Raw genomic sequence first — 24912 nt, forward strand, 5'->3', positions numbered from 1 at the left:
GGCAACGGCAACGTGGCCATCGGCGGCGTCAACATCGGCAACGGCAACCAGGGTGGCGTGTCCTCCGGAAACGGTGGCGGCGCGATCGGCGGGAACAGCGGCAACGCGACCACCGGTGACGCGAACGGTGGCGGTGGCGGTGCCGGTGGAGCCGGCGGGGCCGGTGGGACGAACAACCCGACCACGAACACCACCACGACCACCACCACCGAGGAGAGCTGCAGCTTCCCCTTCATCTTCTGCTGACCCCAGGCACGACCCGACCACCCAAGGGGCCGGCACCACGTCACCAGACCGGTGCCGGCCCCCTCCACATCCCGAAGGGACCAGAAATGTTCGACAACACAATCGCCCGGCGCACCACCATGGCAGCGGCCGCGGCCTTCCTCATGCTCTCCGCGGGCGCGGGCATCGCCGCCGCCCAGACCCCGGACTTCGGCTTCGGCGGCCCGCAGAACGGGGCACCGACGAACGGTGCACTCCCGATCGGCGCCCCCGGCTCGAACGGCGCCCCCGGCTCGAACGGAAATGTCGCGATCGGTGGCGCCAACGTCGGACCGATCGGTGTCGGCGGCATCGGCGCGGGCCCCGGCGGGGTGAACCTCGGCAGCGGCCCGAGTATCCCGGGACTGCCGCCTCTGAAGTAGCAATCCGGGTGTAAGGATCCGCGGCGCCGAACCGATACAGCAAGTACGTGAGGAGGACACCATGTCGAACGAGGGCACCAGGTCGAAGACAGTCCTCACTGGCGGGCGTCGGGTCACGGTCCCTGCCGGCGGACGCCGGGTCACGGTCCCCGCCGGCGGACGCCGGGTCACTGTCACTGCCGACGACGGCGTTCCCCTCGCCGTCCGCGAGTACGGCAGTCCCGACGCCCCGGTCACCGCCGTCTTCGCGCACGGGCACTGCCTGCACTCGGAGTCGTGGTCGTTCCTGCGGGAGCAGTTGGCCGGTTCCTGGGGCGACGAGGTGCGGATGGTCTTCTACGACCACCGGGGGCACGGCGAGTCCGGTCACGCCCCCGCGGCCGCTTACACGATCGAGCAACTCGGCCGCGACCTCGGCGCGGTTCTCACCGCGGTCGCGCCGCACGGGCCGGTGGTCCTCGTCGGACACTCGATGGGGGGGATGACCGCACTGACCTACGCGCGGCAGAACCCGCTGCTGGTCGGCGACCGACTGGCGGGCCTCGCCCTGATCTCGACGGCGGCGGGAGGGCTGGCCGACACCGGACCCGGACGGCTGCTGCGCGGCCCCGCACTGTCCGTGCTGCAGGCGGCGGTCCGGTGGACGCCGCGGATCGCCCAGGGCTCGCGGCGGCTGGGTCACAACCTGTGCGGCGCGCTCGTCCGCATCGCGGCCGTCGGAAACCGCAGCGTGGACCCACGCATAGTCGCGGTGGCAGCGGCGATGGTGAACGACACCTCGGTGGCGACGATGTGCGGATTCCTGGCGTCGTTCGCGGGATTCGACGAGACCGGGACGCTGACGACGTTGGCGGGCATCCCGTCCGTCGTGGTGTGCGGCAGCGCGGACCTGCTGACGCCGTTCTCGCACTCGACCGCGATGGCGAGCCGGTTGCCGGCCGCCGACCTGGTGCGGATCGAGGGCGCCGGGCACTCGGTGATCCTCGAGCGCCCGGCGGAGGTCGCGGGCGCGATCGCGGCGCTGGTGGCGCGGGTCGGTGCGGCGGCCGTCGGGTCGGGCGCGGCCGACACGGGCATGGTCACGGCGACCGGTTGATCAGAGGTCGCGGGCGTTGATGATGCCGCTGTGCATCGCCCGCTCGGCGAGCCGCACCCGCTTCTGGTTCTGCGGCAGGTCCTCGACCCCGAACTTGCCGAACAGGGTGCGGAGGTGCGTCTTGACGGTGTCGACACTGAGGAAGAGCTCCGCTGCGATCTGCTGGTTCGACGCCGGGTTCGCGAACATCGCGCCGTGCTTGTAGGGCCGGCACAGCGCGGTCAGGATCGCACGTTGCGTCTCCGTCAGCGACCGGGCGGTCGGTGTGTTGGCGGCCACCATCGTCGCCTCGACCGGTTCGCCACCGAACTCCTGGTAGGTCATCACCGTGCCACCGATCCGGATGCTGTCGCCGGTGGTGAGCCGTCGCCGGCCGACGATGCGGTCACCGTTGACGAAGGTGCCGTTGCGGGAGAGTCCGTCGTCGACGATCGTCCAGTGCGCGCCGACGCATTCGATCACCGCGTGCAGCCGGGAGACCTCGTCGTCCTCGCCGMGCCGCAGGCTCGACGTCGGGGCGCGTCCGACGGTGAGGCGGGGCAGGTCGGGCGACAGGTCCAGCAGGTGCCGACTGCCGTCGGGACCGGCGTAGACCAGCCGAGACTCAGCGGGTCTGTCCATGGGCACCTCCGAGGGCACGGGTCAATCGTGCCTCCCGGCCCCGCCGTCGGGCAAGAGCGGGGCCGGGAGAGTCGAGGTGCGAGCCGTGAGGCGGGTGGTGCGCGGTCAGTACAGCGCGCCGCCGCCGAACGCCGCCCGGTGCGAGGCCGGCTGGTTGCCGTCGACGTCGGTGATGCCGTACTCCAGCGCGGTCTCCGCCACGATCTGGGTGTGTCCGCTGCGCTCGCCGACGTTCGGGTCGTTGGCCAGCGCGACGATCACCCGCCCGATGAACTCGGGGGTCTCGGCGTCCGCGAGGGAGAACCCCTCGAAGCTCTTCATGCCGCTCGCGACCATCGCCTCGTTGCGGACCAGGCCCGGCCAGAAGGACAACGCGCTGACCCCGGTGCCCTTGAGCTCGACGGCCATGTCCGCCGCCATCTTGTCCAGCCCCGCCTTGGACATCCCGTACAGCACCGAGTGCAGGTACCCGCGGGTGCCGAAGGACGAGATGTTGCCGATCAGCCCGCTGCCGCGCGGCACCATCAGCTTCGCGGCCTCGACGCTGGCGACGTAGTGCGCGCGCAGGCCGATCCCGATCAGCGAATCCCAGTCGCTGATCGGGCGCTTCCAGAACGGCTGCGAGAATCCGGCGTACCCGTCGGACGGGCCCGCCCAGGCGTTGTTGACCAGCAGGTCCAGCCGGCCGTCCTGCTCCTCGGCAATCCGGGCGAACAGCTGCTGGATCTGGGCGTCGTCGGTGTGGTCGCACTGCACCGCGACTCCCTTGCCGCCGCGCGCGTCGATCTCGCCGACGGTGGCGTCGAGTGGCCCGCCGGTGCCCACCTCGCCGCGGGAGGTGACGTAGACGGTCCAGCCGTCCGACCCGAGTGCCAGGGCGACGCCCTTGCCGACGCTGCGGCTGGCGCCGGTGACGAGGGCGATCTTGCGTTCGCTCATCGGTCCACCACCGTGTTCTCGGGCGACTGCGGCGTCGCCGCGGGGAAGTTGCCGGTGACGACCGCGTCCGCGGCGAGCGGCTGCTGGATCGACCAGGTCGCCGTGAAGTGGCACTTGGACATCTTCCACTCGCCGTCCTCGAGCAGGTACTCGTCGTCGTACTCGCCGGTGGTCAGCGTCTCGGTGCGGTCGAGCAGGTTCACCTGCCGGAACCGCAGGGTCCAGCGTCCGGTGGCGGTGTGCTCGCCGGTCACGGTGATCTCCGGGTGCATGCCGTGGTGCATGTCGTAGATGACGTGCTCGCCGTCGACCTTGGCCAGCGCGACCTTGGTGAAGATCTCCGTCATCGGGTCGGCGTCCTGGAACGAGCCGAGACGGCCGTAGTCGATGTCGGCGCCGGTTCGCACGAAGCTGGCCCGGAAGGCGACCGGGTCCTTGGCGTCGCAGGCGCGCCAGTACCCGTACTTGAGTTTCTTGATCGCCTCGATCTGCTCGAGGTTGTCGATCCGCTGCGCGAGGTCCAAGATGCGTCCCGTCTGTGGCTGTTGTTGCGTGTGAGGAGACCCTAGGGTGTGCGCCGTCACACCCGCAGCGGGTCTTCCCAATCAGCGGGCGGTGACTGCTGGCCACCGTCGGGCGTAAGGGGCTGGGACGGGTTCGCCATCGCGGTGGTCGGGGACTGAATACGCTGAGCGGTCCGCCAGGAGTTGTCCCCGCACGACTCCGTCGTTCGAGGAGGGGCATGGACACGCCGAGTACCGCGCAGGCCGGACAGTGGATGCGCAACTACGTCGCGGAAACCCTCTCCCGTGCCGACCTCGAATCGTTCATCGACAGGGTCTGGCGGTCCATGGGGTCGGACGTCCCGGAGTTGTCCACGGACGCCGAGATTCAGCGCGACCTTCAACTCGCTGTTCGCAGCCAGTTCCGGCTCATCCTGGTTGTGCGGCGGGCGGACGCCGACCCCGCCTGGTCTGTCCCGGTCGCTGACGAAGCTCGTTCCCTGGCACGCACCATCGCGCGCCGCGGACTGGAACTGCGGATTCTCTCCCAGCTCTATCACGCCGGTCACCGGGCGGTCTGGCGGTTCGTCACGGAATTCGTCAACAACGCCGATGTGCCAGCGGATTTCAAGGTGCAACTCGTCGTCATGATGTGGGAGCAGACGAGCGAGGTCATGAACTCCATGCTCGAGGAACTCGCCGCGACCTACACGCAGGAACGCGAAAGACTGCTCAGCGGAGCGTTCTCGATGAGGGTCAACACGGTGCGTGAAATCCTGGACGGCACCGAGAACAGCCTCGACGACGCATCCGTCCGGCTCGGCTACCCGGTCCACCGCGTCCACACCGCAATGGTGTTGTGGACAACCGAACACGCACTCTCGATCGACTCACGGATCTTCGAGCCTCTCGCCCTGCGGCTGGCTCGATCTGCATCCTCAGCCGAGATCCTCTGCGTCCCGTCAGGTGCGCGGGGACTGTGGGTCTGGATGGTGACCGGCAGCAGCGAGGAACCCACGATCGACTCCGCTCTCGTGCCCCCCGGCATCCGCGTGGCGGTGGGCCGGCCGGGGCAGGGCATCGACGGGTTCCGTCGAACCCACCGTGAGGCCCAGGCGGCGCAACAGATCGCCACGCGCGCACAGCGGAGCCGGTCCGTGACGAGCTACCACGACGTCGAGCTCGTCTCGCTGCTCGCCGCCCGCCCGGACGCGATGAACACCCTCGTCGAACGGGAGCTTCACGGGATGCTGGGCGAGGACGAGCCGTCCGTCAGGCTTCGAGAAACGCTCGGGTCGGTCCTTTCGCACCAAGGAAATTTCGAGGCCGCCGCTCGCCAGCTGGCCGTGCACAAGAACACCGTCCGGTACCGCGTGCAACAGATCGAGGAGCGTCTCGGCCGGCGAATCAACCACCGCACGCTGCACCTGGAACTGGCACTCGACTACTTCGACACATTCGGCGGTCGCACCGACGCGGATGTGTCGACCGAACAAAACAACCGGGGGACCTTGGACAACTAGGCCAAGCCGCCAAAGCTGCTCTCCTGCAAGGCTGACTGTCGACGGTCTGACAAGAGGAGATCACAGTGCCCATCCCGAACCTGCCCGACGGATTCGACCCCACCGACCCGGACATCTACTCGACGCGTGTCCCGCACGCGGAGTTCGCCGAGCTGCGTCGGTCGGCGCCGGTCTGGTGGTGCCCGCAACCACCGAGCACCGGCGGGTTCCAGGACGACGGGTACTGGGTTGTCACCCGGCACGAGGACGTCAAAGAGGTCTCACGCGACGGTGACGTGTACTCCACGTGGGAAAACACCGCGATCGTCCGGTTCAACGACGACATCCCCCGTGAGGCCGTCGAGTTGCAGCGGCACATCCTGCTGTTCAAGGACGCGCCGGAACACACCAAGCTGCGCAAGATCATCGCGCGTGGCTTCACGCCCCGCGCGGTGGGCATTCTCGAGGGCGCGCTGTCCGCGCGAGCGGAACGGATCGTCACCGACGCCGCGGTGGCCGGAGCAGGCGACTTCGTCACCCGTGTTGCCAGCGAGCTGCCACTGCAGGCGATCGCGGAGCTCATCGGTATCCCCCAGGAGGATCGGGGCAAGGTCTTCGACTGGTCCAATCAGATGACCGGCTACGACGACCCTGAGTTCGAAGGCGACCCCCAGACCGCGTCGATGGAGCTGCTCGGATACGCCTACCGGATGGCGGAGGAACGCAAGAAGTGCCCGGCCGACGACATCCTCACCCAGTTGCTGCAGGCCGACATCGACGGCGACGAGCTCAGTCCCGAGGAGTTCGGATTCTTCGTCATCCTGCTCGCGGTCGCAGGCAACGAGACCACCCGGAACGCGATTACGCACGGGATGATTGCGTTCCTCGAGAATCCGGGGCAGTGGGAGCTGTACAAGAAGGAGCGCCCGCGTACGGCAGCCGACGAGATCGTCCGCTGGGCCACCCCCGTCACCGCCTTCCAGCGGACCGCGCTGACCGACACCACGCTCGGTGGCCGGCAGATCAAGAAGGGGGACAGGGTCGCGATGTTCTACGCCTCGGCCAACTTCGACGAGGACGTCTTCGACGACCCGATGACGTTCGACATCACGCGAGACCCCAACCCGCACCTGGGCTTCGGCGGTACCGGAGCGCACTTCTGCATCGGCGCGAACCTGGCACGCCTCGAGATCGACCTGATCTTCAACGCGATCGCCGACCACCTGCCCGACATCACCAGGCTGGGTGATCCGAAGCGACTGCGCTCGGGTTGGTTGAACGGAATCAAGGAGTTCGAAGTGGACTTCAACGGTCGGTGCCCTGTGAAGCACTGACAGTCACACCTCCTCGACTCTGGCCAAGGAGGGGGCGCGATACCGGGTCTCGGGTGCTGGCTGTTCCGCGGAATGCGGGTCAGCCCCGAGTCTCGGTCGCCGCGGAATCGGTGGCGTCGGCGTCGAGGGTGCCGCCGAACACGCAGGCCGACAGTTCCGCGAGTGCGGGGTCCTCGTCGAAGTGCTCCGGCGCCCGCATGGCGAGCATCGTGTTGATCAGCATGCCCTGGGCGATGAACTCACGCGCCTTCTCCGGTGTGCAGCCGGTGCGGGTACGGATCTGGGTGTAGATCGCGGACATCGTGGACCGCGCCTGGGCGCCGATCGCCGGGGTGCCGCCCGCCGAGAAGCCGTGCATCATCACCAGCAGCAGGTCCTGGTCGGCGATCAGCCCGGCGTAGGCGGCGCCGAGCTGGGCCCAGAACTCCTCGCTGTCCGGGTCGATCGTCAGCCGGTCGAGTTCCGCGTCGAAGGTCTCGACGATCCTGGTCAGCGCCCGTGCGAGCACCTCGCGGAACAGTTCGGCCTTGGTGCCGAACATGCGCACCACGTAGGGCTGGGAGACCCCGGCCTCCTTGGCCACCGCGTCGGTGCTGGTGCCCGCGTACCCGCCGCGCGCGAACGCCCGCGACGCCGCGGCCAGGACGAGCTCCCGACGTTCCGGTGCGCTCATCCGGGTAGGCCGCGGGGAATTCGTGGGTGCAGACATATTGACAGGTTATCACTTGATAACTAGCGTCGGACGAATCAAGTAATCATTCGATGCTTACAACGACTCCCGATGCTTACAACGACTCCGGATCCGGAGCCCTCACTCCGAGGAGCAGTGATGACCACAGTCTCCGATCAACTCGACGTCCTCGTCGAGCCGCAACCGTCGTCCGCGCGCCGGACCGTCCCGATCTGGTTGGCCCTGATCGCGGCCTCGCTGCCGATGTTCATGGCCACCCTCGACAACCTCGTCATGACCAGTGCGCTTCCGGTGATCCAGCAGAACCTGCAGGCCACGGTGGGTCAGCTGCAGTGGTTCATGAACGCCTACACCCTCGCGTTCGCCACCCTGATGCTCGCCGCGGCCGGCCTCGGCGACCGCTGGGGCCGGCGCCGCGTCTTCCTCTACGGCATCGCGCTGTTCACCGCGGCCTCGATCGCGTCCGCGCTGTCGACGACCCCCGCGATGTTGATCGCGGCGCGGGCCGTCCAGGGCGTCGGTGCGGCGGCGATCATGCCGCTCTCGCTCACCCTGCTGGCCGGCGCCGTTCCGGCCTCGAAGCGCGCGCTCGCCATCGGCGTCTGGGGTGGTGTCTCCGGACTCGGGGTCGCGCTCGGCCCGGTGATCGGCGGCGCCGTTGTCGACGGCGTCTCCTGGCAGGCGATCTTCTGGCTCAACGTGCCGGTGGCCCTGGTCGCGGTGCCGCTGGCGCTCTACGCGCTGGGGGAGTCCCGCGGTCGGCGTGCGCCGATGGACCTGCTCGGTGTGGCACTGGCCGGGGCCGGCGTGTTCCTCGGGGTGTGGGCGATCGTGCACGGCAACGACGACGGCTGGACCTCGGCGATGGTCCTCGGTTCGCTCGCCGCGTCGGCACTCGCCCTGTCCGCCTTCGTGATCCACGAGCTGCGCACCCCGAACCCGGTGATGCCGATGCGACTGTTCCGCTCCCGCAGCTTCTCGGTCGCCAACGTGATCGGCCTCGCCTTCACGCTCGGGATGTTCGGTGCGGTGTTCCTGCTCGCCCAGTACCTGCAGATCGTGATGGGCTACACGCCGTTCCAGGCCGGCCTGCGCACCCTGCCGTGGACCGCCGCACCGATGGTGGTGGCGCCGATCGCCGGCATCCTGGCGCCGCGGGTCGGGCTGCGTCCGCTGCTGGTCTCCGGTCTGACCCTGCAGGCGGCGTCGCTGGTGTGGATGGCGATGATCCTCGAACCCGGCACCAGCTACGGGGCGATGGTGCCGGCGCTCGCGATGGCGGGCATCGGGATGGGCCTGACCTTCGCTCCCAGTGCCACCGCGGTTCTCGTCGACATGGCCGAGGTCGACCACGCCACAGCCAGTTCCGTGAACTCGACGATCCGCGAGGTCGGCGTCGCGCTCGGTGTCGCGGTGCTGACCGCGGTGTTCCTCGGGAAGGGCGGCAGCCTCACCCCGGCGGGCTACGCGGACGGCCTGCAGCCCGCGTTGCTGGTAGGCGCGGCCTCCGTCGTCGTCGCGATCGTGGCGGCGCTGGCGATGCCGAGCCGCAAGGAGCAGTCGGTGTAGCGGCAGTACGAAGGGCCGCTCACGGGTCGACCGTGACTCATATGATGGGTCCGTGGCGTCAGGTCTACCGTTCGCGCGTCTCCCAGCGTGGGCATGGAAGTGACGGAAGGCAGGTGACCGGCGTGAGAGTGCTCGTCGTGCTGGTCCTTCTCCTCGGTCTGACCGGTTGCGTCTCCGACAACCCCGGCACAACCGGGGACGCCACTTCGGCCCAGGCGACGAACGCCGAGGCGCCGGCCCAGGACTCGCAGGCCCCGACCGTCGTGGACACGATCGCCGAGGGACTCGAGACCCCGTGGGGACTCGCGTTCCTCCCCGACGCAACGGCGATCGTCACCGAACGAGACACGCGCCGAGTTCTCACTGTTCGTGACGGCCGGACGACGGTGGTCGGAACGATCGACCCGGCAGCGCCGCGGGGCGAGGCGGGTCTGCTCGGCGTCGCCGTTTCGCCGACCTTCGACACGGACCGGTTCGTGTTCTTCTACTTCACCACGAGCACCGACAACAGGGTCGTACGCACCACACTCCACGACGGGGCGCTCGGCAAGCTCGATGTCATCCTCGACGACATCCCCGCCGGGTCCATTCACGACGGCGGACGTCTCGCCTTCGGGCCGGACGGATACCTCTACGTGTCCACCGGCGAAGCCGGGGATCGGGACCTCGCGCAGGAACCGGATTCGTTGGGCGGCAAGATACTTCGTATCACCACCGACGGCCGACCCGCGCCGGGCAACCCGACCCCGACCTCGCCGGTCTGGAGCCTGGGCCACCGCAATGTGCAGGGCCTCGCCTTCGACGACCACGGGACGCTGTGGGCCAGCGAGTTCGGCTCGAGCCGATCCGACGAACTCAATCGCATCCAACCCGGCGGCAACTACGGATGGCCCGCAACAGAAGGAGTCGGCGGTCGCGAACCGTACACAGATCCCCAGCTGACCTGGGGTGTCTCCGAGGCGTCGCCGTCGGGGCTGGCCTACGCGCAGGGCCGTCTGTGGATGGCGGCGTTGCGCGGGCAACGGCTCTGGCGCATCGACGTCACCACCGGCACCGCCGCCGAACCGCGCGACTTCTTCGTCGGCGAGTACGGCCGGATGCGCACCGTGGCGTTCGCGCCCGACGGCCGCCTGTGGGTGACCACCTCCAACCGAGACGGGCGCGGTTCCCCCGGGATCGGCGACGACCGCATACTCGCGGTGACCGTGGGAGAGCGGTGACTGGCGCACGGCGACGCCACACAATGCCCTAGCCGGGCTGGCCGGGGAACGCCGTGGTCGGCGGTGTCACGCCGAGAACCGCCTGCCAGTTCGCAAGGCGCAGAGCGGTTTCGGTGAGGGCGTCGACCGCGACGCCCCGGGTGTGCTCGGACTGTGCGCGTTCGATCACCGACCGCCACGCGACCGCGGCGTCACCCTCCACGCGGGCGGCGAGCTGGACCGCGGTGGTCGGGTCGGTGACCGGGAACGGGATGGTGTACCCGGACTCGGCGCCCGGCGGGGTCACGCTCGCCGCGACGAGCGCGTCGACGGTGGCATCGCGCCGGGCCCGGTGCGATGCGGCGTCCGCCGAGATCTGTCCGATCCGTGCGGGGTTGGAGAAGGCCGCGACGATCCCGTAGGCGTACACGGCGGCGTGCTCGGCGCGCAGGGCGTCGACCAGGGCCTGCTGCTCGGGCCCGAGCGAGGTGGTGGGGGAGGTCATGGCAGCAACACCGCCTGCTGCACGGCCACGGCCGCGCTGATGGAGCCGAGGAGTCCGGCCCGGTAGCCGTCCACGCGCCGCGCCAGAGCGGCCGCGCCGCGCTGCGAGTCGGCCAGGTCGGCGCGGACGTCGTCCACTGCTGGGGGCGCCGAGGCGGCGGTGGGGCTCGGCGCCGCGGTGGTGGTCGAGGTGGCCTCGCTGCCGGCGGCCCGGAGGATCTCGGCGGACAGCGCGTCGGCGTGGGCGGTGCGTTCGTTCGCGACGACGGTCAGGGCCCCGGCCCGGTCGGGTGCCAGGGCCGCGGCGGCGGTGGCCGCGGCCGCGTCCCGTCTGGCCGCGGCCAGCGGGACGAGCAGGGGGTCCGGTTCCCGGGCCTCGTCGTTCGAACCGGAACCGGCGCATCCGGCGGTGGCGCCGAGGGCGGCGAGGCCGAGGGCCGCGGCGCCGGCCACCCGGAAGGCGCCGCGTCGTGAGAGCGCGGGGCTGATGAGGGCTGCAGGCACGGACCCATCCTGTCAGGTGTGCTGTCGGGCATCCGAACCCAGGCTGGTCACCGGAGGGTCAAATGCACGATATCCTTAGTCTTCGCGCCGAAGACTTGTGATCCGAACACAACTGAACGAGGAGTTCCACTGATGCCGGTTCCGTCAAAGGAGAGGGTGGTCGAACTCCTCTCCGGTCTTGTAGACCGACAGGGATACGACCTGGAGGACGTCACGGTCACCCAGGCCGGCAAGCACAGCGTGGTCCGCGTGATGGTGGACGGCGATGCCGGCCTCGAGTTGGACGCGGTCGCCGAGATGAGCCGGGTGATCTCCGACGCGTTCGACGCCGCAACCGAGTTCGGCGAGACCCCGTACACGCTCGAGGTCACCTCACCCGGTGTCGACCGCCCGCTCACCGAACCCCGGCACTGGCGTCGCGCGCGCGGCCGCAAGGTGGCGGTCCAGTTCGCCGACGAGCAGCTGACCGGCCGGGTCGGTGCCCTCGGCGACGGCGTCGTCGCGCTGGTGCTGCCCGGCAAGGGTGGACCGACGGTGCGGGAGATCGCCCTCGCCGATGTGGTGAAAGCGGTAGTGCAGGTGGAGTTTTCGAAGCCCAACCCGGCCGAGCTCGAGCTCGCGGGCGGGGTGGCCGAGGGTCGGGTCCTGCCCACCGACGTCGACGACGCGGTGGACCTGACAGCGGGCGCGGACGAGACAGACGAGACAGACGACGAATTTCAGGTAGAAGGGTAGACAAGTGAATATCGACATTGCCGCGCTGCGCGCCATTGAGGAAGACAAGGGGATCTCGGTCGGCACGATCATCGAGACCATCCAGACCGCGCTGCTCACCGCCTACCGGCACACCGAGGGGCACCAGTCCCACGCCCGCATCGACGTGGACACCAAGAGCGGCATCGTCCGGGTGATGGCCCGCGAGGTCGACTCCGACGGCAACATCGTCGGCGAGGAGTGGGACGACACCCCCGAGGGCTTCGGCCGGATCGCCGCGACCACGGCCCGGCAGGTGATCCTGCAGCGACTGCGGGACGCCGAGCACGAGAAGAGCTTCGGCGAGTTCTCCACCCACGAGGGCGAGATCGTCGGCGGCATCATCCAGCGCGACACCCGTGCCAACGCCCGCGGCATGGTCGTGGTGCGGATCGGCAGCGAGGCCAACGGAGCCGAGGGCGTGCTGCCCGCGGCCGAGCAGGTGCCGGGGGAGACCTACGAGCACGGCGAGCGGATCAAGTGCTACGTCGTGGGTGTCACCCGCGGCCAGCGCGGCCCGCAGATCACCCTCTCGCGCACCCACCCGAACCTCGTGCGCAAGCTCTTCGCGCTCGAGGTGCCCGAGATCGCGGACGGCTCGGTCGAGATCGTCGCGGTCGCGCGCGAGGCCGGTCACCGCACCAAGATCGCCGTCGCGTCCCGGGTCCAGGGTCTCAACGCCAAGGGCGCGTGCATCGGCCCGATGGGCCAGCGGGTGCGCAACGTGATGAGCGAACTGGCCGGCGAGAAGATCGACATCATCGACTTCGACGACAACCCGGCCCGGTTCGTGGGCAACGCGTTGTCGCCGTCGAAGGTTGTGTCCGTCACAGTGGTGGACGCCGACGCGCGCGCCGCGCGCGTGGTGGTCCCCGACTTCCAGTTGTCGCTGGCCATCGGCAAGGAGGGGCAAAACGCCCGCCTGGCTGCACGCTTGACGGGCTGGCGGATCGACATCCGATCCGACGCCGCGCCGGTGACTGACTCGCCGTCCGGACCTGCGTCGACGCGCGTTTAGGGGCGGCATGTACGTAACTGTTGTCAACAGCGGTAGAGTGGTCGATGGCTCAGCATGAGTTTTCGGCGGAGACGCGCGAATGCACCGGTCAACCGGTGCGCACGTGCGTCGGATGCCGTAAACGCGCGCTGGCCGCGGATCTGCTGCGGGTCGTCGCGCGCGAGGTTCAGCCGGAGGGCTGGGCCGCGGTGCCCGATCCTCGGCGCAGGCTCCCGGGACGAGGTGCGTGGTTGCACCCCGAACCGAACTGTCTGAGCCTGGCGGAGAAGCGCCGAGCATTCGGCAGAGCGCTGCGAGTGTCCGGAACCCTGGACACGGCGGCACTGGATCGGGAGATCGAGCAGATCTCGTGATCGAGCCGCATCCACAACAGAGCAGTACCTCTTGAGACGAGTTAGGCAAACACACTCATGAGCACACCGTGAAGCACCAACGATGATCGTCCATCGGAGTTAACCCGAGGTCGTGCGGGCGCCCAGCCGCGCTCGACCTCATCAGTGAGGAGAGCAGTGGCAGGCAAGGCCCGTGTACACGAGTTGGCAAAGGAACTCGGTGTCACCAGTAAGGAACTACTCGCACGGCTCAAGGAGCAGGGCGAGTTCGTGAAGTCGGCGTCCTCCACAGTGGAGGCGCCCGTCGCACGGCGGCTGCGGGAGTCCTTCCCGTCGGCCGATTCGGCGGCAGCACCCGCAAAGCCCCAGGCAGCGTCACCGAAGCCCGGCGGACCGCGTCCCGGCCCGAAGCCGGCGGCTCCGGCACCGGCGCCCGCTCCGGCGGCACCGGCACCGGCACCGGCTGCTCCCGCGCCGGTCGCAGCACAGCCCACACCGGCAGCGCCGGCACCGGCAGCGCCCGCCCCCGCGGCGGCCGCACCCGGACCGCGTCCCGGCGCACCCGTGCCCGCCGCACCGGCACCGAAGCCGGCTCCCGCCGCTCCGGCCGCCCCCGTGGCACCGGCCGCGAGTGCCGCTCCGGCTCCCGCGCCGTCGGCTCCGGGTCCGAAGCCCGGTCCCAAGGCGCCGCGCGTCGCGAACAACCCGTACTCCTCGGCCCCGGCCGAGCGTCCCGCCCCGCGTCCGGCACCCGGTGCCCCGCGTCCCGGCGGACCGCGTCCGGCTCCCGGCCAGGGCGGTCCCCGTCCGGCTCCGGGCGCCCCGCGTCCCGCCGCAGGTCCGGGCGGACCGCGTCCGGCCCCGGGTCAGGGCGGTCCCCGTCCCAGCCCCGGCTCGATGCCTCCTCGCCCGAACCCGGGCGCGATGCCCGCACGTTCGGCACGTCCGGCCCCGGGCGCAGGTCGTCCCGGCGGCGGACGTCCGGGCGGACCGGGCGGTCGTCCCGGTGGCGCCGGCGGTGGCGGTGGCTACCGCGGTGGCGGTGCCCCCGGTGCCGGTGCAGGTGCACCCGGTGCAGGTGGAGCTCCCGCCGGCGGTTTCCGCGGTCGCCCCGGTGGCGGCGGTGGCCGTCCCGGTCAGCGCGGCGCAGCAGCAGGTGCCTTCGGTCGTCCCGGCGGAGCAGTGCGCCGTGGCCGTAAGTCGAAGCGGGCGAAGCGCGCCGAGTACGAAAGCATGCAGGCGCCCGCAGTCGGCGGCGTCCGGCTGCCCCGCGGCAACGGCGAGACCATCCGTCTCGCTCGCGGCGCATCGCTGTCGGACTTCGCGGACAAGATCGATGCGAACCCCGCAGCACTCGTGCAGGCGCTGTTCAACCTCGGCGAGATGGTCACGGCCACGCAGTCGGTGAACGACGAGACCCTCGAGCTGCTCGGCGGCGAGATGAACTACGTCGTGCAGGTCGTCAGCCCGGAGGACGAGGACCGCGAGCTGCTCGACAGCTTCGACCTCACCTACGGCGAGGACGCGGGCACCGAGGAAGACCTCGAGTCCCGTCCGCCGGTGGTCACCGTCATGGGTCACGTCGACCACGGCAAGACCCGCCTGCTCGACACGATCCGTAAGGAGAACGTCGGCGAGGGCGAGGCCGGTGGCATCACCCAGCACATCGGTGCCTACCAGGTGCTCACGCACCTCAACGGCGAGGATCGTCTGGTCACGTTCATCGACACCCCGGGTCACGAGGCCTTCACGGCCATGCGTGCCCGTGGTGCGAAGGCCACCGACATCGCGATCCTGGTGGTCGCGGCCGACGACGGCGTCATGCCGCAGACGGTCGAGGCGATCAACCACGCCCAGGCGGCCGACGTGCCGATCGTGGTCGCGGTGAACAAGATCGACAAGGAAGGCGCGAACCCGGACAAGATCCGGCAGCAGCTGACCGAGTACGGACTGGTCGCCGAGGAGTACGGCGGAGAGACCATGTTCGTCGACATCTCGGCGAAGCAGGGCACCAACATCGATGCGCTGCTCGAGGCCGTGCTGCTCACCGCGGACGCCTCGCTGGACCTGCGGGCCAACCCGGACATGGACGCCCAGGGTGTCGCCATCGAGGCGCACCTCGACCGCGGCCGTGGCCCCGTTGCCACCGTGCTCATCCAGCGCGGAACGCTGCGGGTCGGCGACTCGATCGTGGCCGGCGACGCCTACGGACGCGTCCGTCGGATGGTCGACGAGCACGGCGACGACGTGCTCGAGGCGCTGCCCTCGCGTCCCGTCCAGGTGGTCGGCTTCACGTCGGTCCCCGGTGCAGGCGACAACCTGCTCGTGGTCGACGAGGACCGCATCGCCCGGCAGATCGCGGACCGTCGCAATGCGCGTAAGCGCAACGCGCTGGCCGCACGCAGCCGCAAGCGGATCAGCCTCGACGATCTCGATGCAGCGCTCAAGGAGACGAGTCAGCTCAACCTGATCCTCAAGGGCGACAACTCGGGCACCGTGGAGGCGCTCGAGGAGGCCCTGCTCGGCATCCAGATCGACGACGAGGTGCAGTTGCGCGTCATCGACCGCGGTGTCGGTGGCGTGACCGAGACGAACGTGAACCTGGCCTCGGCCTCGAACGCGATCATCATCGGCTTCAACGTCCGGGCCGAGGGCAAGGCAACGGAGCTGGCGAACCGCGAGGGCGTCGACATCCGGTACTACTCGGTGATCTACCAGGCCATCGACGAGATCGAGAAGGCACTCAAGGGCATGCTCAAGCCGATCTACGAAGAGGTCGAGCTCGGCCGGGCGGAAATCCGTGCCATGTTCCGGTCCTCCAAGATCGGTAACATCGCGGGCTGCCTGGTCACGTCGGGCATCATGAAGCGCAACGCCAAGGCGCGCCTGATCCGTGACAACGTGGTTGTCGCGGAGACGGTCACCATCTCCTCGCTCAAGCGGGAGAAGGAAGACGCGACCGAGGTCCGCGAGGGTTACGAGTGCGGTCTGACGGTGACGTACAGCGACATCAAGGTCGGTGACGTGATCGAGGCGTACGAGCTGCGCGAGAAGCCGCGCGACTGACCGTCGCAGCGTCGTGAGGTTGTGCGTCCCCGCGGGTCTTCGGTGGGCGCGCTGGAACTGGACATCCTGCTCGGCGACGTGCGCTCCCTGAAGGAGAAGCGGTCGATCGTGAGACCCGTCATCACGGCACTGGCCAAGTACGGGGTGTCCGTCTCGGAGACCGGTGATCAGGACGTCTACCGCCGCTCGCTGATCGGGGTGGCCGTGGTCAGCCCGGACGTCGACCACCTCAACGGGGTGCTCGACACCTGCGAGCGTCACGTGGCGTCGCGGCCGGAATTGCAGTTGCTGGCCGTGCGGCGCAGGATCTTCGGTCCAGAAGACTGAACGAGAACACACACACATACTTCGGCGGCCCTGCCGCCACGCACATCGGACGGCGACGCCGTCGGCACAACTTGACGGCACCGCCGTCGCGAAGAAGGGACATCCCGTCATGGCAGATCCGGCGAGGGCGCGGAAGCTGGCCAAGCGAATCTCGACGATCGTCGCGACGGCGATCGGGGGAGAGATCAAGGATCCCCGGCTGGACTACGTCACCATCACCGACGTGAAGGTGACCGCGGACCTGCACGACGCGACCGTGTACTACACGGTGCGCGGCGTCGATCTCAACACCGAGCCCGACATGGAAGGTGCGGCGGCCGGCCTGGCCAAGGCCGCCGGTTCGCTGCGGTCCAAGGTGGGCGCCGGCACCGGCGTGCGGTTCACACCGACCCTCGCTTTCGTCCCGGACACGGTGCCCGAGGCGGCGCGCCACATGGAGGAGCTGCTGGCCCGTGCGCGGGCGGCGGACGACGAGGTCGCCCGGGCCCGCGAGAACGCGACCCCGGCCGGCGACGCCGATCCGTACAAGGAGCCTCGCGTGGTCGACGAGGGTGACGACGCGGTCGACGAAGCCGAGTAGGGCACTCGGTGACGACAGGACTTCGGGCATGACCGAGACCGTGCCGCCGGCCGCGGCCGCCGGCGCCGAGACGGACCTCGAAGGCGCGCTCGCGCTGCTGTCCGAGGCGACGTCTGTGACCGTGCTGTGCCACGTCCACCCGGACGCGGACACCATCGGCAGCGGACTCGCACTGGCCCAGGTGTTCAGCCGCCGGGGAACACCCGTCCAGGTCTCCTTCGCGCAGCCCGACGAGCTGCCGGAGTCGATGCGTGACCTGCCCGGGGTCGACCTGCTGGTCCGGCCGGACCAGGTCGCGGCCGAGGTGGATCTGGTGGTCACCGTCGACTGCGGCAGCCGCGGTCGGCTCGGCGTGCTCGGCAACCGTCTCGACGGTGCCCGCACCAGCCTGGTCCTCGACCACCACCGGTCCAACACCCGTTACGCCCAGTTCAACCTCGTGGACGACTCCGCGGAGTCGACGACGGCGATCCTGGCGCGTCTGTTCGACGCCTGGGGTGTGGAGATCGACGCGGACCTGGCGCACTGCCTGTACGCCGGACTGGTCACCGACACCGGTTCGTTCCGCTGGGTGCAGCCGGGCACCCACCAGCTGGCCGAGCGGCTGATCGACACCGGCATCGACTCCACCGCCATCGCGCGTCGGCTGCTCGACACCCACCCGTTCGGCTGGCTGCCGATGCTCTCGGCGGTGCTCGGCACGGCCCGGCTGGTGCCCGACGCCGTCGGCGGCCGTGGCCTGGTCTACGCGTTGGTGCGGAACGCCGACACGGCGGGCATGGGCGCCGAGGAGATCGAGAGCGTCATCGACATCGTCCGCACCACCGCGCAGGCGGAGGTGGCGTCGGTCCTCAAGGAGATCCGGCCCGGCGAGTGGTCGGTCTCGCTGCGCTCGAAGTCCGCGGTCGACGTGTCCGAGGTCGCCGGGGGGCTCGGCGGGGGCGGGCACCGCTTCGCGTCGGGCTACACCGCGTTCGGCGACGCCGACGAGGTCGTCGCCGGGCTGCTTGCCGCGTTCGGGTGAACCGTCGCGTTGGCTGAACCGTCGTCGCGGCGCATCCTCGGGCTGGCCGTCCCCGCGTTGGGGGTACTGGCCGCCGAACCGCTGTACCTGCTCTTCGACATCGCGGTGGTGGGCCGGCTCGGCGCACTCCCGCTGGCCGGCCTCGCCGTCGGCGGGCTGATCCTGGCGATGCTCAGCACCCAGCTCACCTTTCTCTCCTACGGCACCACCGCGCGGGCCTCCCGTCGGCACGGCGCGGGCGACGAGCGCGGCGCGGTCGCCGAGGGGGTGCAGGCCACCTACCTGGCGGTCGGCATCGGCCTGGCGGTGGTGGCCGCCGTGTATGCCGTCGGGGGCCCGGTCGCCTCGGCGATCGCCGGCGGCGGCGACATCGCCGCCGAGGCGCTGTCGTGGCTGCGGATCGCCGTCTTCGGCGCGCCGCTCATCCTGGTCGCGATGGCGGGCAACGGATGGATGCGCGGGGTGCAGAACACGCTGCGGCCGTTGCGGTTCGTGCTGGCCGGGCTGGGGCTCTCGGCGATTCTGTGCCCGGTCCTGGTGCACGGCCTGCTCGGCGCGCCGCGCTGGGAACTGGCCGGGTCCGCGGTGGCCAACGTGGCCGGCCAGACCGTGACCGCGGCCTGCTTCGTGGTGGCGCTGCTGCGCGAGCGGGTGCCTGTGCGCCCGCACGCGTCGGTGATGCGCGCGCAGGTGGTGCTGGGCCGGGACCTGATCCTGCGCAGCCTGGCCTTCCAGGCCTGCTTCCTCTCCGCGGCGGCCGTCGCGGCCCGGTTCGGCGCCGCCGCCGTCGCGGCGCACCAGGTGGTGCTGCAGCTGTGGAACCTGGTGGCGCTCACGCTCGACTCGCTGGCGATCGCCGCGCAGACCCTGGTCGGGGCGGCGCTGGGGGCCGGCAACGCCGCGACCGCCCGGGAACTGGCCGGGCGGCTGACGCGGTGGTCCACGGTGTTCGCCCTGGCCCTGGCCGGGGTGTTCGTGCTGGCCCGCTCGGTGGTGCCGGGCCTGTTCACCGACGACCCGGCGGTGCTCGACCAGATCGGCACCATCTGGTGGATCTTCGCGGCGATGATCCCGGTCGCCGGTGTGGTCTTCGCCCTCGACGGGGTGCTGCTGGGCGCGGGCGACGCGGCTTTCCTGCGGAACGCGACGCTGGGCTGTGCTCTGGTGGGGTTCCTGCCGCCGATCTGGCTGTCGCTCGAGTACGACTGGGGTCTCACCGGAATCTGGGCGGGGCTTACGGTGTTCATGGTGCTGAGGATGCTGGCCGTCGTGTGGCGGACCGCGTCCGGGCACTGGACTGTGACCGGCGCCGACATACCGGCGGGAAGGCGGAACGAGTGACGCGCAAGTTGTGGGCGGTGAGCGACACCCACGTGGGGCATCGCGGGAACCGCCCGATCACCGAGGACCTGTACCCGGAGTCCCCGCAGGACTGGCTGATCCTGGCCGGCGACGTCTCCGAGAAGACCGACGACATCGCGTGGGCACTGAAGCTGGCGCGCAGCCGGTTCGAGAAGGTCATCTGGGTGCCGGGCAACCACGAACTGTGGACCACCGCCAAGGACCCCGTGCAGATCCACGGCGCCGCCCGCTACGAGTACCTGGTCAACATGTGCCGGGAACTCGACGTGGTGACCCCCGAGGACCCGTACCCGGTGTGGGAGGGGGAGGGCGGCCCGGCGACGCTGGTGCCGATGTTCCTGCTCTACGACTACTCGTTCCGGCCCGAGGGCACCACGAACAAGGCCGACGCCCTGGCCTTCGCGCGCGACAAGAACGTGGTCGCCAGCGACGAGTTCCTGCTCTCCAGCGAGCCGTACGCCACCCGCGAGGCGTGGTGCCACGCCCGGGTGGAGTCGACCAGGGCCCGACTCGACGAGCTCGACCTGAGCATCCCGACCGTGCTGATCAACCACTTCCCGCTGGTCCGCGAGCCCACTCGGGTGCTGTTCTACCCCGAGTTCTCGCTGTGGTGCGGCACCGAACTGACCGCGGACTGGCACACCCGCTACAACGCGATCTGCAGTGTCTACGGGCACCTGCACATCCCGCGCACCACCTACTACGACGGCGTCCGCTTCGAGGAGGTCTCGCTCGGGTATCCCCGCGAGTGGCAGAAGCGCGGGCTCCCGGAGCGGCTCCTGCGGCAGATCCTGCCCGTCCCGGAGTACCCGCCGGGAACCCTGAACAAGTGGGGTGGGCACTTCCACATCACCCCACAGCAGGAAGCGGAGTTCGAGGCGATGAAGGCGGCCCGGAAGTGATCGAGCAGATTCTGCCCACGGGGGTCGTCGCGGCCGAGTTGTTCGAGGACCCGCCCGGCCTGACGGTGCACCCGCAGGAGGAGGCGCTGATCGCGCGCGCGGTGGACAAGCGCCGCCGCGAGTTCACCAGCGCGCGGCACTGCGCCCGCGTCGCGCTCGGCAAGCTCGGCGTGGAGCCGGCACCGATCCTGCGCGGCGAACGGGGCGTGCCCCGGTTCCCGCGCGGGGTGGTCGGCAGCCTCACCCACTGCGACGGCTACCGCGCCGCGGTGCTCGGCTTCGCGATGCAGGTGCGCTCCGTCGGCATCGACGCGGAACCGCACGGGCCGCTGCCCGACGGCGTGCTCGACGCGGTGAGCCTGCCCGAGGAGCGCGCGGTCCTCGCCGCCCGGGCCGACGGCTCGGTGCACTGGGACCGGCTGCTGTTCTGCGCCAAGGAGGCGACCTACAAGGCCTGGTTCCCGCTGACCGAGCGGTGGCTGGGCTTCGAGGACGCGCGGATCACCTTCGCGACCACCGAACCGACGAGCGACGGCGGCGCCCACGGCACGTTCCACTCCGAGCTGCTGGTACCTGGCCAGACCCTCGACGGGCCGCCGCTGGCGTCGCTCGACGGGCGCTGGCTGGTCTCCGACGGCCTGGTCATCACCGCGATCACCGTCCAGTAGGCTCGAAAATCGTGTCTTCTCACCGCAAACCGTCCTCCGGCCTCGATGGCGCCGGGCTGTTGGTCATCGACAAGGACGCCGGCGTCACCAGCCACGACGTCGTCGCACGCTGCCGCAAGATCCTCAACACCCGCAAGGTGGGCCACGCGGGGACCCTGGACCCGATGGCCACGGGCGTGCTCGTGCTCGGCGTCGAGCGCGCCACCAAGCTGCTCGGACTGCTGGCGCTGACCACCAAGGCGTACACCGCGACGATCCGGCTGGGTCAGGCGATGACCACCGACGACGCGGAGGGCGAGGAGATCTCGCGGGCCGACGCGTCCGGGGTGACCGACGCGGAGATCGCCGCGGTGATGGCGACCCTGACCGGCGCCATCGAGCAGGTGCCGTCGAGCGTCAGCGCCATCAAGGTCGACGGCCAGCGCGCGCACAAGCTGATCCGGGCGGGGGAGGAGTTCGAGCTCAAGGCGCGTCCGGTGACCGTCGACCGTTTCGAGCTGACCGCGACCCGCCGCGGCGTCGACTCGATCGACCTGGACGTGGAGGTCGAGTGCTCCTCCGGGACCTACGTCCGGGCCCTCGCCCGCGACCTCGGCGCGACGCTCGGCGTGGGCGGTCACCTGACCGCGCTGCGGCGCACCCGCGTCGGTCCGTTCACCCTCGAGCACGCCCGGACCCTCGAGCAGCTCGCCGAGGACCCGGCCGTCAGCCTGGACATCGACCACGCCGCGCAGACGGCGTTCGCGCACCGGCAGATCAGCACTGAGGAGGCCGAGGCGATCAGCCAGGGCCGCTGGCTCGAGCCGGTCGGCATCCCCGGCGTGTACGCGGCGATCGACCCCACCGGCCACACCATCGCGCTGCTGCAGGAACGCGGCCGTCGGGCCAGTTCGGTGATGGTGGTGCGGCCGGCGACCCTGCGCGGTCTCTGAGGCCTCCGCCGCGCCGGCACACACCCATTCGCCGCGTCGCACCCGCGTTGTACGTGGAACAGGTGTGTGATCGCGGCAACGGGTGTGTGCCGTGTGCGGCGGGCGCCTACCCGCGGTTCTGGGGTACCGATGCGAGGTTGCGGCGGTCGGACCGCCAGTCGAGCAGGAACCACACCAGCACCACCGCGTAGACGACGGTCCACCAGCTGCCCTCGGTGATCCCCGACACCAGCAGGAACGCGAGCGCGGCCAGGAACACACCGCGGAAGAGTGACGCGCCGAGGGAGGGGCGAGCGCTCACTGCTCGACCAGCCAGATCGCCTCGGCGGCAGGGTTGCCGAGGTCGACCGTGCTGATCGTCGCCCCGTCGCCGAGTCGCACGGAGACGGTGCCGGCGTAGTCGCGACGTTCGACGACGGTGATCGTCACGTCCAGCGCGATGCCGACGGAGTCGAAGTAACGCAGCATCGCCGGATCGGAGTCGGAGATCCGCGCCACCGTGCCGTGCTCGCCGTCTGCGAAGTCGCTGAGCTGGCGGGCCGGCGGGGTGGGGATGGAGCCGTCACGGCTCGGGATGGGGTCGCCGTGCGGATCTCGTTCCGGGTGACCGAGTTTCGCGTCGATCCGGTCGACCATCAGCTCGGAGACTGCGTGCTCGAGGACCTCCGCCTCGTCGTGCACCTCGTCCCAGCCGTAGCCGAGTTCGTTGACGAGGAAGGTCTCGATCAGCCGGTGCCGGCGCACCATCGCGACGGCGGCGGCCCGGCCGGAGTCGGTCAGCGAGATCGAGCCGTAGCGGGCATGGTCCACCAGACCCTGGCCCGCCAGCTTGCGGATCGCCTCGGACACCGTCGAGGCGGACACCCCGATCCGCTCGGCCAGCATCTTGGTCGTGACCTGCTCACCCGACCATTCCGCGGCCGTCCAGATCACCTTCAGGTAGTCCTGTGCGACCGTCGTCAGGGTCTCGGTTCGATCGTTTCCGGTCGTCGGGTCCGGTCCACCACTGCGCTCGCCCACGATCATGAGCTTAGGCAATCGGCCGCGGGTCGCCCACTTCGCACCCGTGTACGGGAATCCGCGCGTGACGGCGTCGGAGGCGGGCCGTAGGCTGCCACTCGTGCAGAGATGGCGAGGTCTCGACGAGGTACCTGCCGATTGGGGCCGTTGCGTTCTCACTATCGGCGTTTTCGATGGCGTGCACCGAGGTCACGCGCAGCTGATCAGTCGTGCCGTGAAGGCCGCCAGCGAGCGCGGAGTCCCCAGTGTGGTCATGACTTTCGACCCCCACCCGATGGAGGTCGTGCGGCCGGGTAGTCACCCGGCGCAACTGACGACTTTGGCGCGCCGCGCGGAGCTCGCGGAGGAGCTGGGCGTCGACGTGTTCTGCGTCATCCCCTTCACCCCCGAGTTCATGAAGCTGAGCCCCGAGCGGTACGCCCACGAGATCCTGGTGGAGCGGCTGCACGTGGCGGAGGTCGTGGTCGGCGAGAACTTCACCTTCGGGAAGAAGGCCGCGGGCACCGTGGACCTGCTGCGGCAGATCGGTTCCCGGTTCGGCTTCGCCGTCGACGGCGTCAACCTGCTGGCCGAGCACGCGGTGACCTTCTCGTCGACCTACATCCGCTCCTGCGTGGACGCCGGCGACGTCGCGGCCGCGGCGGAGGCACTGGGCCGGCCGCACCGCGTCGAGGGCGTGGTGGTGCACGGCGACGGCCGCGGCCGCCTGCTCGGCTTCCCGACCGCGAACATCGCGCCGCCGACGCACTCGGCGATCCCCGCCGACGGGGTGTACGCGGCGTGGTTCACCCTGCTGGGTCCCGGTCCGGTGGCCGGCACCGTCGAGTCGGGGGAGCGCTACCTGGCCGCCGTGTCGGTCGGCACCAACCCGACCTTCTCCGGTCGCACCCGCACCGTCGAGGCCTTCGTCCTCGACGCCGAGGCGGACCTGTACGGCCAGCACGTGGCGGTCGACTTCGTCGACCGGGTGCGCGGCATGGAGAAGTTCGACTCCGTCGACGCGCTGGTCGAGGAGATGGGCCGGGACGCCGAGAAGGTTCGTGAAATCCTCACCCGGGCGGACCTGCAGCAGCACGGCTGACGGTCCGGCCCGTAGCCCCTGGTAGGATGCTTCCTGGTGTGCGCTGCGGTCCGCGGTGGCCGCGCCGGCGTGGTGCGCCGCCCGCTTTCCGGGGTGGCGGTCCTCGTTCCAGTTGCGCGGACGTCAGTGATCAGGAGATTCACAGTGGCTTTGACCACCGAAGAGAAGAAGACCGTTCTCGCAGAGTACGGCCTGCACGAGACCGACACCGGTTCGCCGGAGGCGCAGGTGGCCATGCTCACCAAGCGCATCGTCGACCTCACCGAGCACCTGAAGATGCACAAGCACGACCACCACTCCCGCCGCGGCCTCCTGCTGCTGGTCGGACGCCGTCGTCGTCTGCTCAAGTACATCCAGAAGGTGGACATCGCGCGTTACCGCTCGCTGATCGAGCGTCTGGGTCTGCGTCGCTAGTTTTCCGACGCGCCCTGCCGACCAGTGCGGCTTGACCGGTAGCCAGCGAGGCCACGCATAGAATGAGCCTCGCTGGCTACCTGCGTATGAGGGGCCCGCGGTTTCCGGTTCCACCGGTTGCGCCGCCCCACCGGTTCCACCAAGAATTGCCAGCAGGACAGAGTTTCAGCAGCACAGAGTTTCAGAGCAACCAGGTTTCACCGCAGCACCGAGTTGCAGTAGGACCCGGATCCACGAGATCCAGCCGTACGCACCCGCCAGTCGTGGCGTCGGTCCTCGGTAGTGGCCACTCGGCAGGTCGTCAAACGTGACGACCGCCGGAGG

28 protein-coding genes are annotated in these 24912 nt (G+C 70.0%); 20 read left to right on the plus strand and 8 right to left on the minus strand.

All coding sequences use genetic code 11. The features are described from left to right. The 3 genes from AC1DWC_RS23765 to AC1DWC_RS23775 form a co-directional block, all read left to right on the plus strand. Positions 1-246: hypothetical protein (locus tag AC1DWC_RS23765; protein ID WP_477912019.1), on the plus strand; the 246-nt coding region annotated here is incomplete at its 5' end. Between the two features lie 86 nt (positions 247-332). After that, positions 333-647, plus strand: coding sequence for a hypothetical protein (locus AC1DWC_RS23770; protein WP_477844493.1), 315 nt, complete (start codon positions 333-335; stop codon positions 645-647). A gap of 61 nt (positions 648-708) precedes the next feature. After that, positions 709-1743, plus strand: a complete 1035-nt coding sequence (locus AC1DWC_RS23775) for an alpha/beta fold hydrolase (RefSeq protein WP_477912021.1) — start codon at positions 709-711, stop codon at positions 1741-1743. Here the strand turns inward: AC1DWC_RS23775 and AC1DWC_RS23780 are convergent, their stop codons facing one another. From AC1DWC_RS23780 to AC1DWC_RS23790, 3 genes are all read right to left on the minus strand, one after another. Continuing rightward, positions 1744-2364 carry an FHA domain-containing protein gene (locus AC1DWC_RS23780; protein ID WP_477912023.1) on the minus strand — a complete coding sequence of 207 codons (621 nt, stop codon included), beginning with the start codon at positions 2362-2364 and terminating at the stop codon, positions 1744-1746. Between the two features lie 105 nt (positions 2365-2469). Next, complete coding sequence (locus AC1DWC_RS23785; RefSeq protein WP_477912025.1) at positions 2470-3303, minus strand: SDR family NAD(P)-dependent oxidoreductase; 834 nt, start codon at positions 3301-3303, stop codon at positions 2470-2472. Next, positions 3300-3827 carry a nuclear transport factor 2 family protein gene (locus AC1DWC_RS23790; protein WP_477912027.1) on the minus strand — a complete coding sequence of 176 codons (528 nt, stop codon included), beginning with the start codon at positions 3825-3827 and terminating at the stop codon, positions 3300-3302. Before AC1DWC_RS23790 ends, AC1DWC_RS23785 begins: the two co-directional genes overlap by 4 nt. Positions 3828-4045: 218 nt before the next feature. Between AC1DWC_RS23790 and AC1DWC_RS23795 the strand changes: the two genes are divergently transcribed. After that, a complete protein-coding gene (locus tag AC1DWC_RS23795; RefSeq protein ID WP_477912029.1) occupies positions 4046-5329 on the plus strand; it encodes a PucR family transcriptional regulator in 1284 nt (427 codons plus the stop codon). A 65-nt stretch (positions 5330-5394) separates the two neighbouring features. After that, complete coding sequence (locus AC1DWC_RS23800) at positions 5395-6642, plus strand: cytochrome P450 (RefSeq protein ID WP_477912031.1); 1248 nt, start codon at positions 5395-5397, stop codon at positions 6640-6642. A 79-nt stretch (positions 6643-6721) separates the two neighbouring features. Here AC1DWC_RS23800 and AC1DWC_RS23805 read toward each other — a convergent pair whose 3' ends face one another. Beyond that, positions 6722-7351, minus strand: coding sequence for a TetR/AcrR family transcriptional regulator (locus AC1DWC_RS23805; RefSeq protein WP_477912033.1), 630 nt, complete (start codon positions 7349-7351; stop codon positions 6722-6724). A gap of 120 nt (positions 7352-7471) precedes the next feature. Between AC1DWC_RS23805 and AC1DWC_RS23810 the strand changes: the two genes are divergently transcribed. Next, positions 7472-8902, plus strand: a complete 1431-nt coding sequence (locus AC1DWC_RS23810) for a DHA2 family efflux MFS transporter permease subunit (protein ID WP_477912035.1) — start codon at positions 7472-7474, stop codon at positions 8900-8902. Positions 8903-9015: 113 nt separating this feature from the next. After that, a complete protein-coding gene (locus AC1DWC_RS23815; protein WP_477912037.1) occupies positions 9016-10122 on the plus strand; it encodes a PQQ-dependent sugar dehydrogenase in 1107 nt (368 codons plus the stop codon). A 28-nt stretch (positions 10123-10150) separates the two neighbouring features. Here AC1DWC_RS23815 and AC1DWC_RS23820 read toward each other — a convergent pair whose 3' ends face one another. Beyond that, on the minus strand, positions 10151-10606 hold the full coding sequence (locus AC1DWC_RS23820; RefSeq protein WP_477912039.1) for a ferritin-like domain-containing protein: 456 nt from the start codon (positions 10604-10606) through the stop codon (positions 10151-10153). Continuing rightward, entirely contained in the window at positions 10603-11109 is a 507-nt protein-coding gene (locus tag AC1DWC_RS23825) for a hypothetical protein (RefSeq protein WP_477912041.1), read from the minus strand. The genes AC1DWC_RS23820 and AC1DWC_RS23825 overlap by 4 nt, the downstream gene beginning before the upstream one ends. Before the next feature lie 132 nt (positions 11110-11241). Between AC1DWC_RS23825 and rimP the strand changes: the two genes are divergently transcribed. From rimP to truB, 11 genes are all read left to right on the plus strand, one after another. Next, entirely contained in the window at positions 11242-11844 is a 603-nt protein-coding gene (gene rimP / locus AC1DWC_RS23830; RefSeq protein WP_477912043.1) for a ribosome maturation factor RimP, read from the plus strand. Positions 11845-11848: 4 nt separating this feature from the next. Next, positions 11849-12880: a transcription termination factor NusA gene (gene nusA, locus AC1DWC_RS23835; protein ID WP_072844191.1), complete on the plus strand. Its 1032-nt coding sequence runs from the start codon at positions 11849-11851 to the stop codon at positions 12878-12880. A 44-nt stretch (positions 12881-12924) separates the two neighbouring features. Further along, positions 12925-13233 carry a YlxR family protein gene (locus tag AC1DWC_RS23840; RefSeq protein ID WP_072844189.1) on the plus strand — a complete coding sequence of 103 codons (309 nt, stop codon included), beginning with the start codon at positions 12925-12927 and terminating at the stop codon, positions 13231-13233. 156 nt (positions 13234-13389) lie between these two features. Then, a complete protein-coding gene (gene infB / locus AC1DWC_RS23845; RefSeq protein WP_072844188.1) occupies positions 13390-16278 on the plus strand; it encodes a translation initiation factor IF-2 in 2889 nt (962 codons plus the stop codon). Positions 16279-16320: 42 nt separating this feature from the next. Beyond that, positions 16321-16605 carry a DUF503 domain-containing protein gene (locus tag AC1DWC_RS23850; protein ID WP_477912046.1) on the plus strand — a complete coding sequence of 95 codons (285 nt, stop codon included), beginning with the start codon at positions 16321-16323 and terminating at the stop codon, positions 16603-16605. A gap of 109 nt (positions 16606-16714) precedes the next feature. Beyond that, positions 16715-17185 carry a 30S ribosome-binding factor RbfA gene (gene rbfA, locus AC1DWC_RS23855; RefSeq protein WP_072844184.1) on the plus strand — a complete coding sequence of 157 codons (471 nt, stop codon included), beginning with the start codon at positions 16715-16717 and terminating at the stop codon, positions 17183-17185. A 28-nt stretch (positions 17186-17213) separates the two neighbouring features. Then, positions 17214-18209 (plus strand): DHH family phosphoesterase, encoded by a 996-nt coding sequence (locus AC1DWC_RS23860; RefSeq protein ID WP_477912048.1) that lies wholly within the window; start codon positions 17214-17216, stop codon positions 18207-18209. A gap of 9 nt (positions 18210-18218) precedes the next feature. After that, entirely contained in the window at positions 18219-19550 is a 1332-nt protein-coding gene (locus AC1DWC_RS23865) for an MATE family efflux transporter (RefSeq protein ID WP_477912050.1), read from the plus strand. Then, positions 19547-20473: a metallophosphoesterase family protein gene (locus AC1DWC_RS23870; RefSeq protein WP_072844178.1), complete on the plus strand. Its 927-nt coding sequence runs from the start codon at positions 19547-19549 to the stop codon at positions 20471-20473. Before AC1DWC_RS23865 ends, AC1DWC_RS23870 begins: the two co-directional genes overlap by 4 nt. Continuing rightward, a complete protein-coding gene (gene npt, locus AC1DWC_RS23875) occupies positions 20470-21141 on the plus strand; it encodes a 4'-phosphopantetheinyl transferase Npt (protein WP_072844176.1) in 672 nt (223 codons plus the stop codon). Before AC1DWC_RS23870 ends, npt begins: the two co-directional genes overlap by 4 nt. Before the next feature lie 11 nt (positions 21142-21152). Continuing rightward, positions 21153-22073, plus strand: coding sequence for a tRNA pseudouridine(55) synthase TruB (truB, locus tag AC1DWC_RS23880; RefSeq protein ID WP_477912052.1), 921 nt, complete (start codon positions 21153-21155; stop codon positions 22071-22073). Between the two features lie 106 nt (positions 22074-22179). On the opposite strand, the gene AC1DWC_RS23885 is transcribed toward truB, so the two are convergent. Together AC1DWC_RS23885 and AC1DWC_RS23890 are read right to left on the minus strand one after the other, a co-directional pair. After that, positions 22180-22374, minus strand: a complete 195-nt coding sequence (locus tag AC1DWC_RS23885; protein ID WP_477912053.1) for a hypothetical protein — start codon at positions 22372-22374, stop codon at positions 22180-22182. Continuing rightward, complete coding sequence (locus tag AC1DWC_RS23890) at positions 22371-23099, minus strand: metal-dependent transcriptional regulator (RefSeq protein ID WP_477912055.1); 729 nt, start codon at positions 23097-23099, stop codon at positions 22371-22373. The genes AC1DWC_RS23885 and AC1DWC_RS23890 overlap by 4 nt, the downstream gene beginning before the upstream one ends. 94 nt (positions 23100-23193) lie before the next feature. On the opposite strand from AC1DWC_RS23890, the gene AC1DWC_RS23895 reads away from it, so the two are divergent. Both AC1DWC_RS23895 and rpsO read left to right on the plus strand, forming a co-directional pair. After that, positions 23194-24174: a bifunctional riboflavin kinase/FAD synthetase gene (locus AC1DWC_RS23895; RefSeq protein WP_477912057.1), complete on the plus strand. Its 981-nt coding sequence runs from the start codon at positions 23194-23196 to the stop codon at positions 24172-24174. A gap of 144 nt (positions 24175-24318) precedes the next feature. Beyond that, a complete protein-coding gene (rpsO, locus tag AC1DWC_RS23900; RefSeq protein ID WP_072844169.1) occupies positions 24319-24588 on the plus strand; it encodes a 30S ribosomal protein S15 in 270 nt (89 codons plus the stop codon). Positions 24589-24912 lie beyond the last annotated feature (324 nt).

Source organism: Rhodococcus sp. P4_C10 (assembly GCF_056402135.1).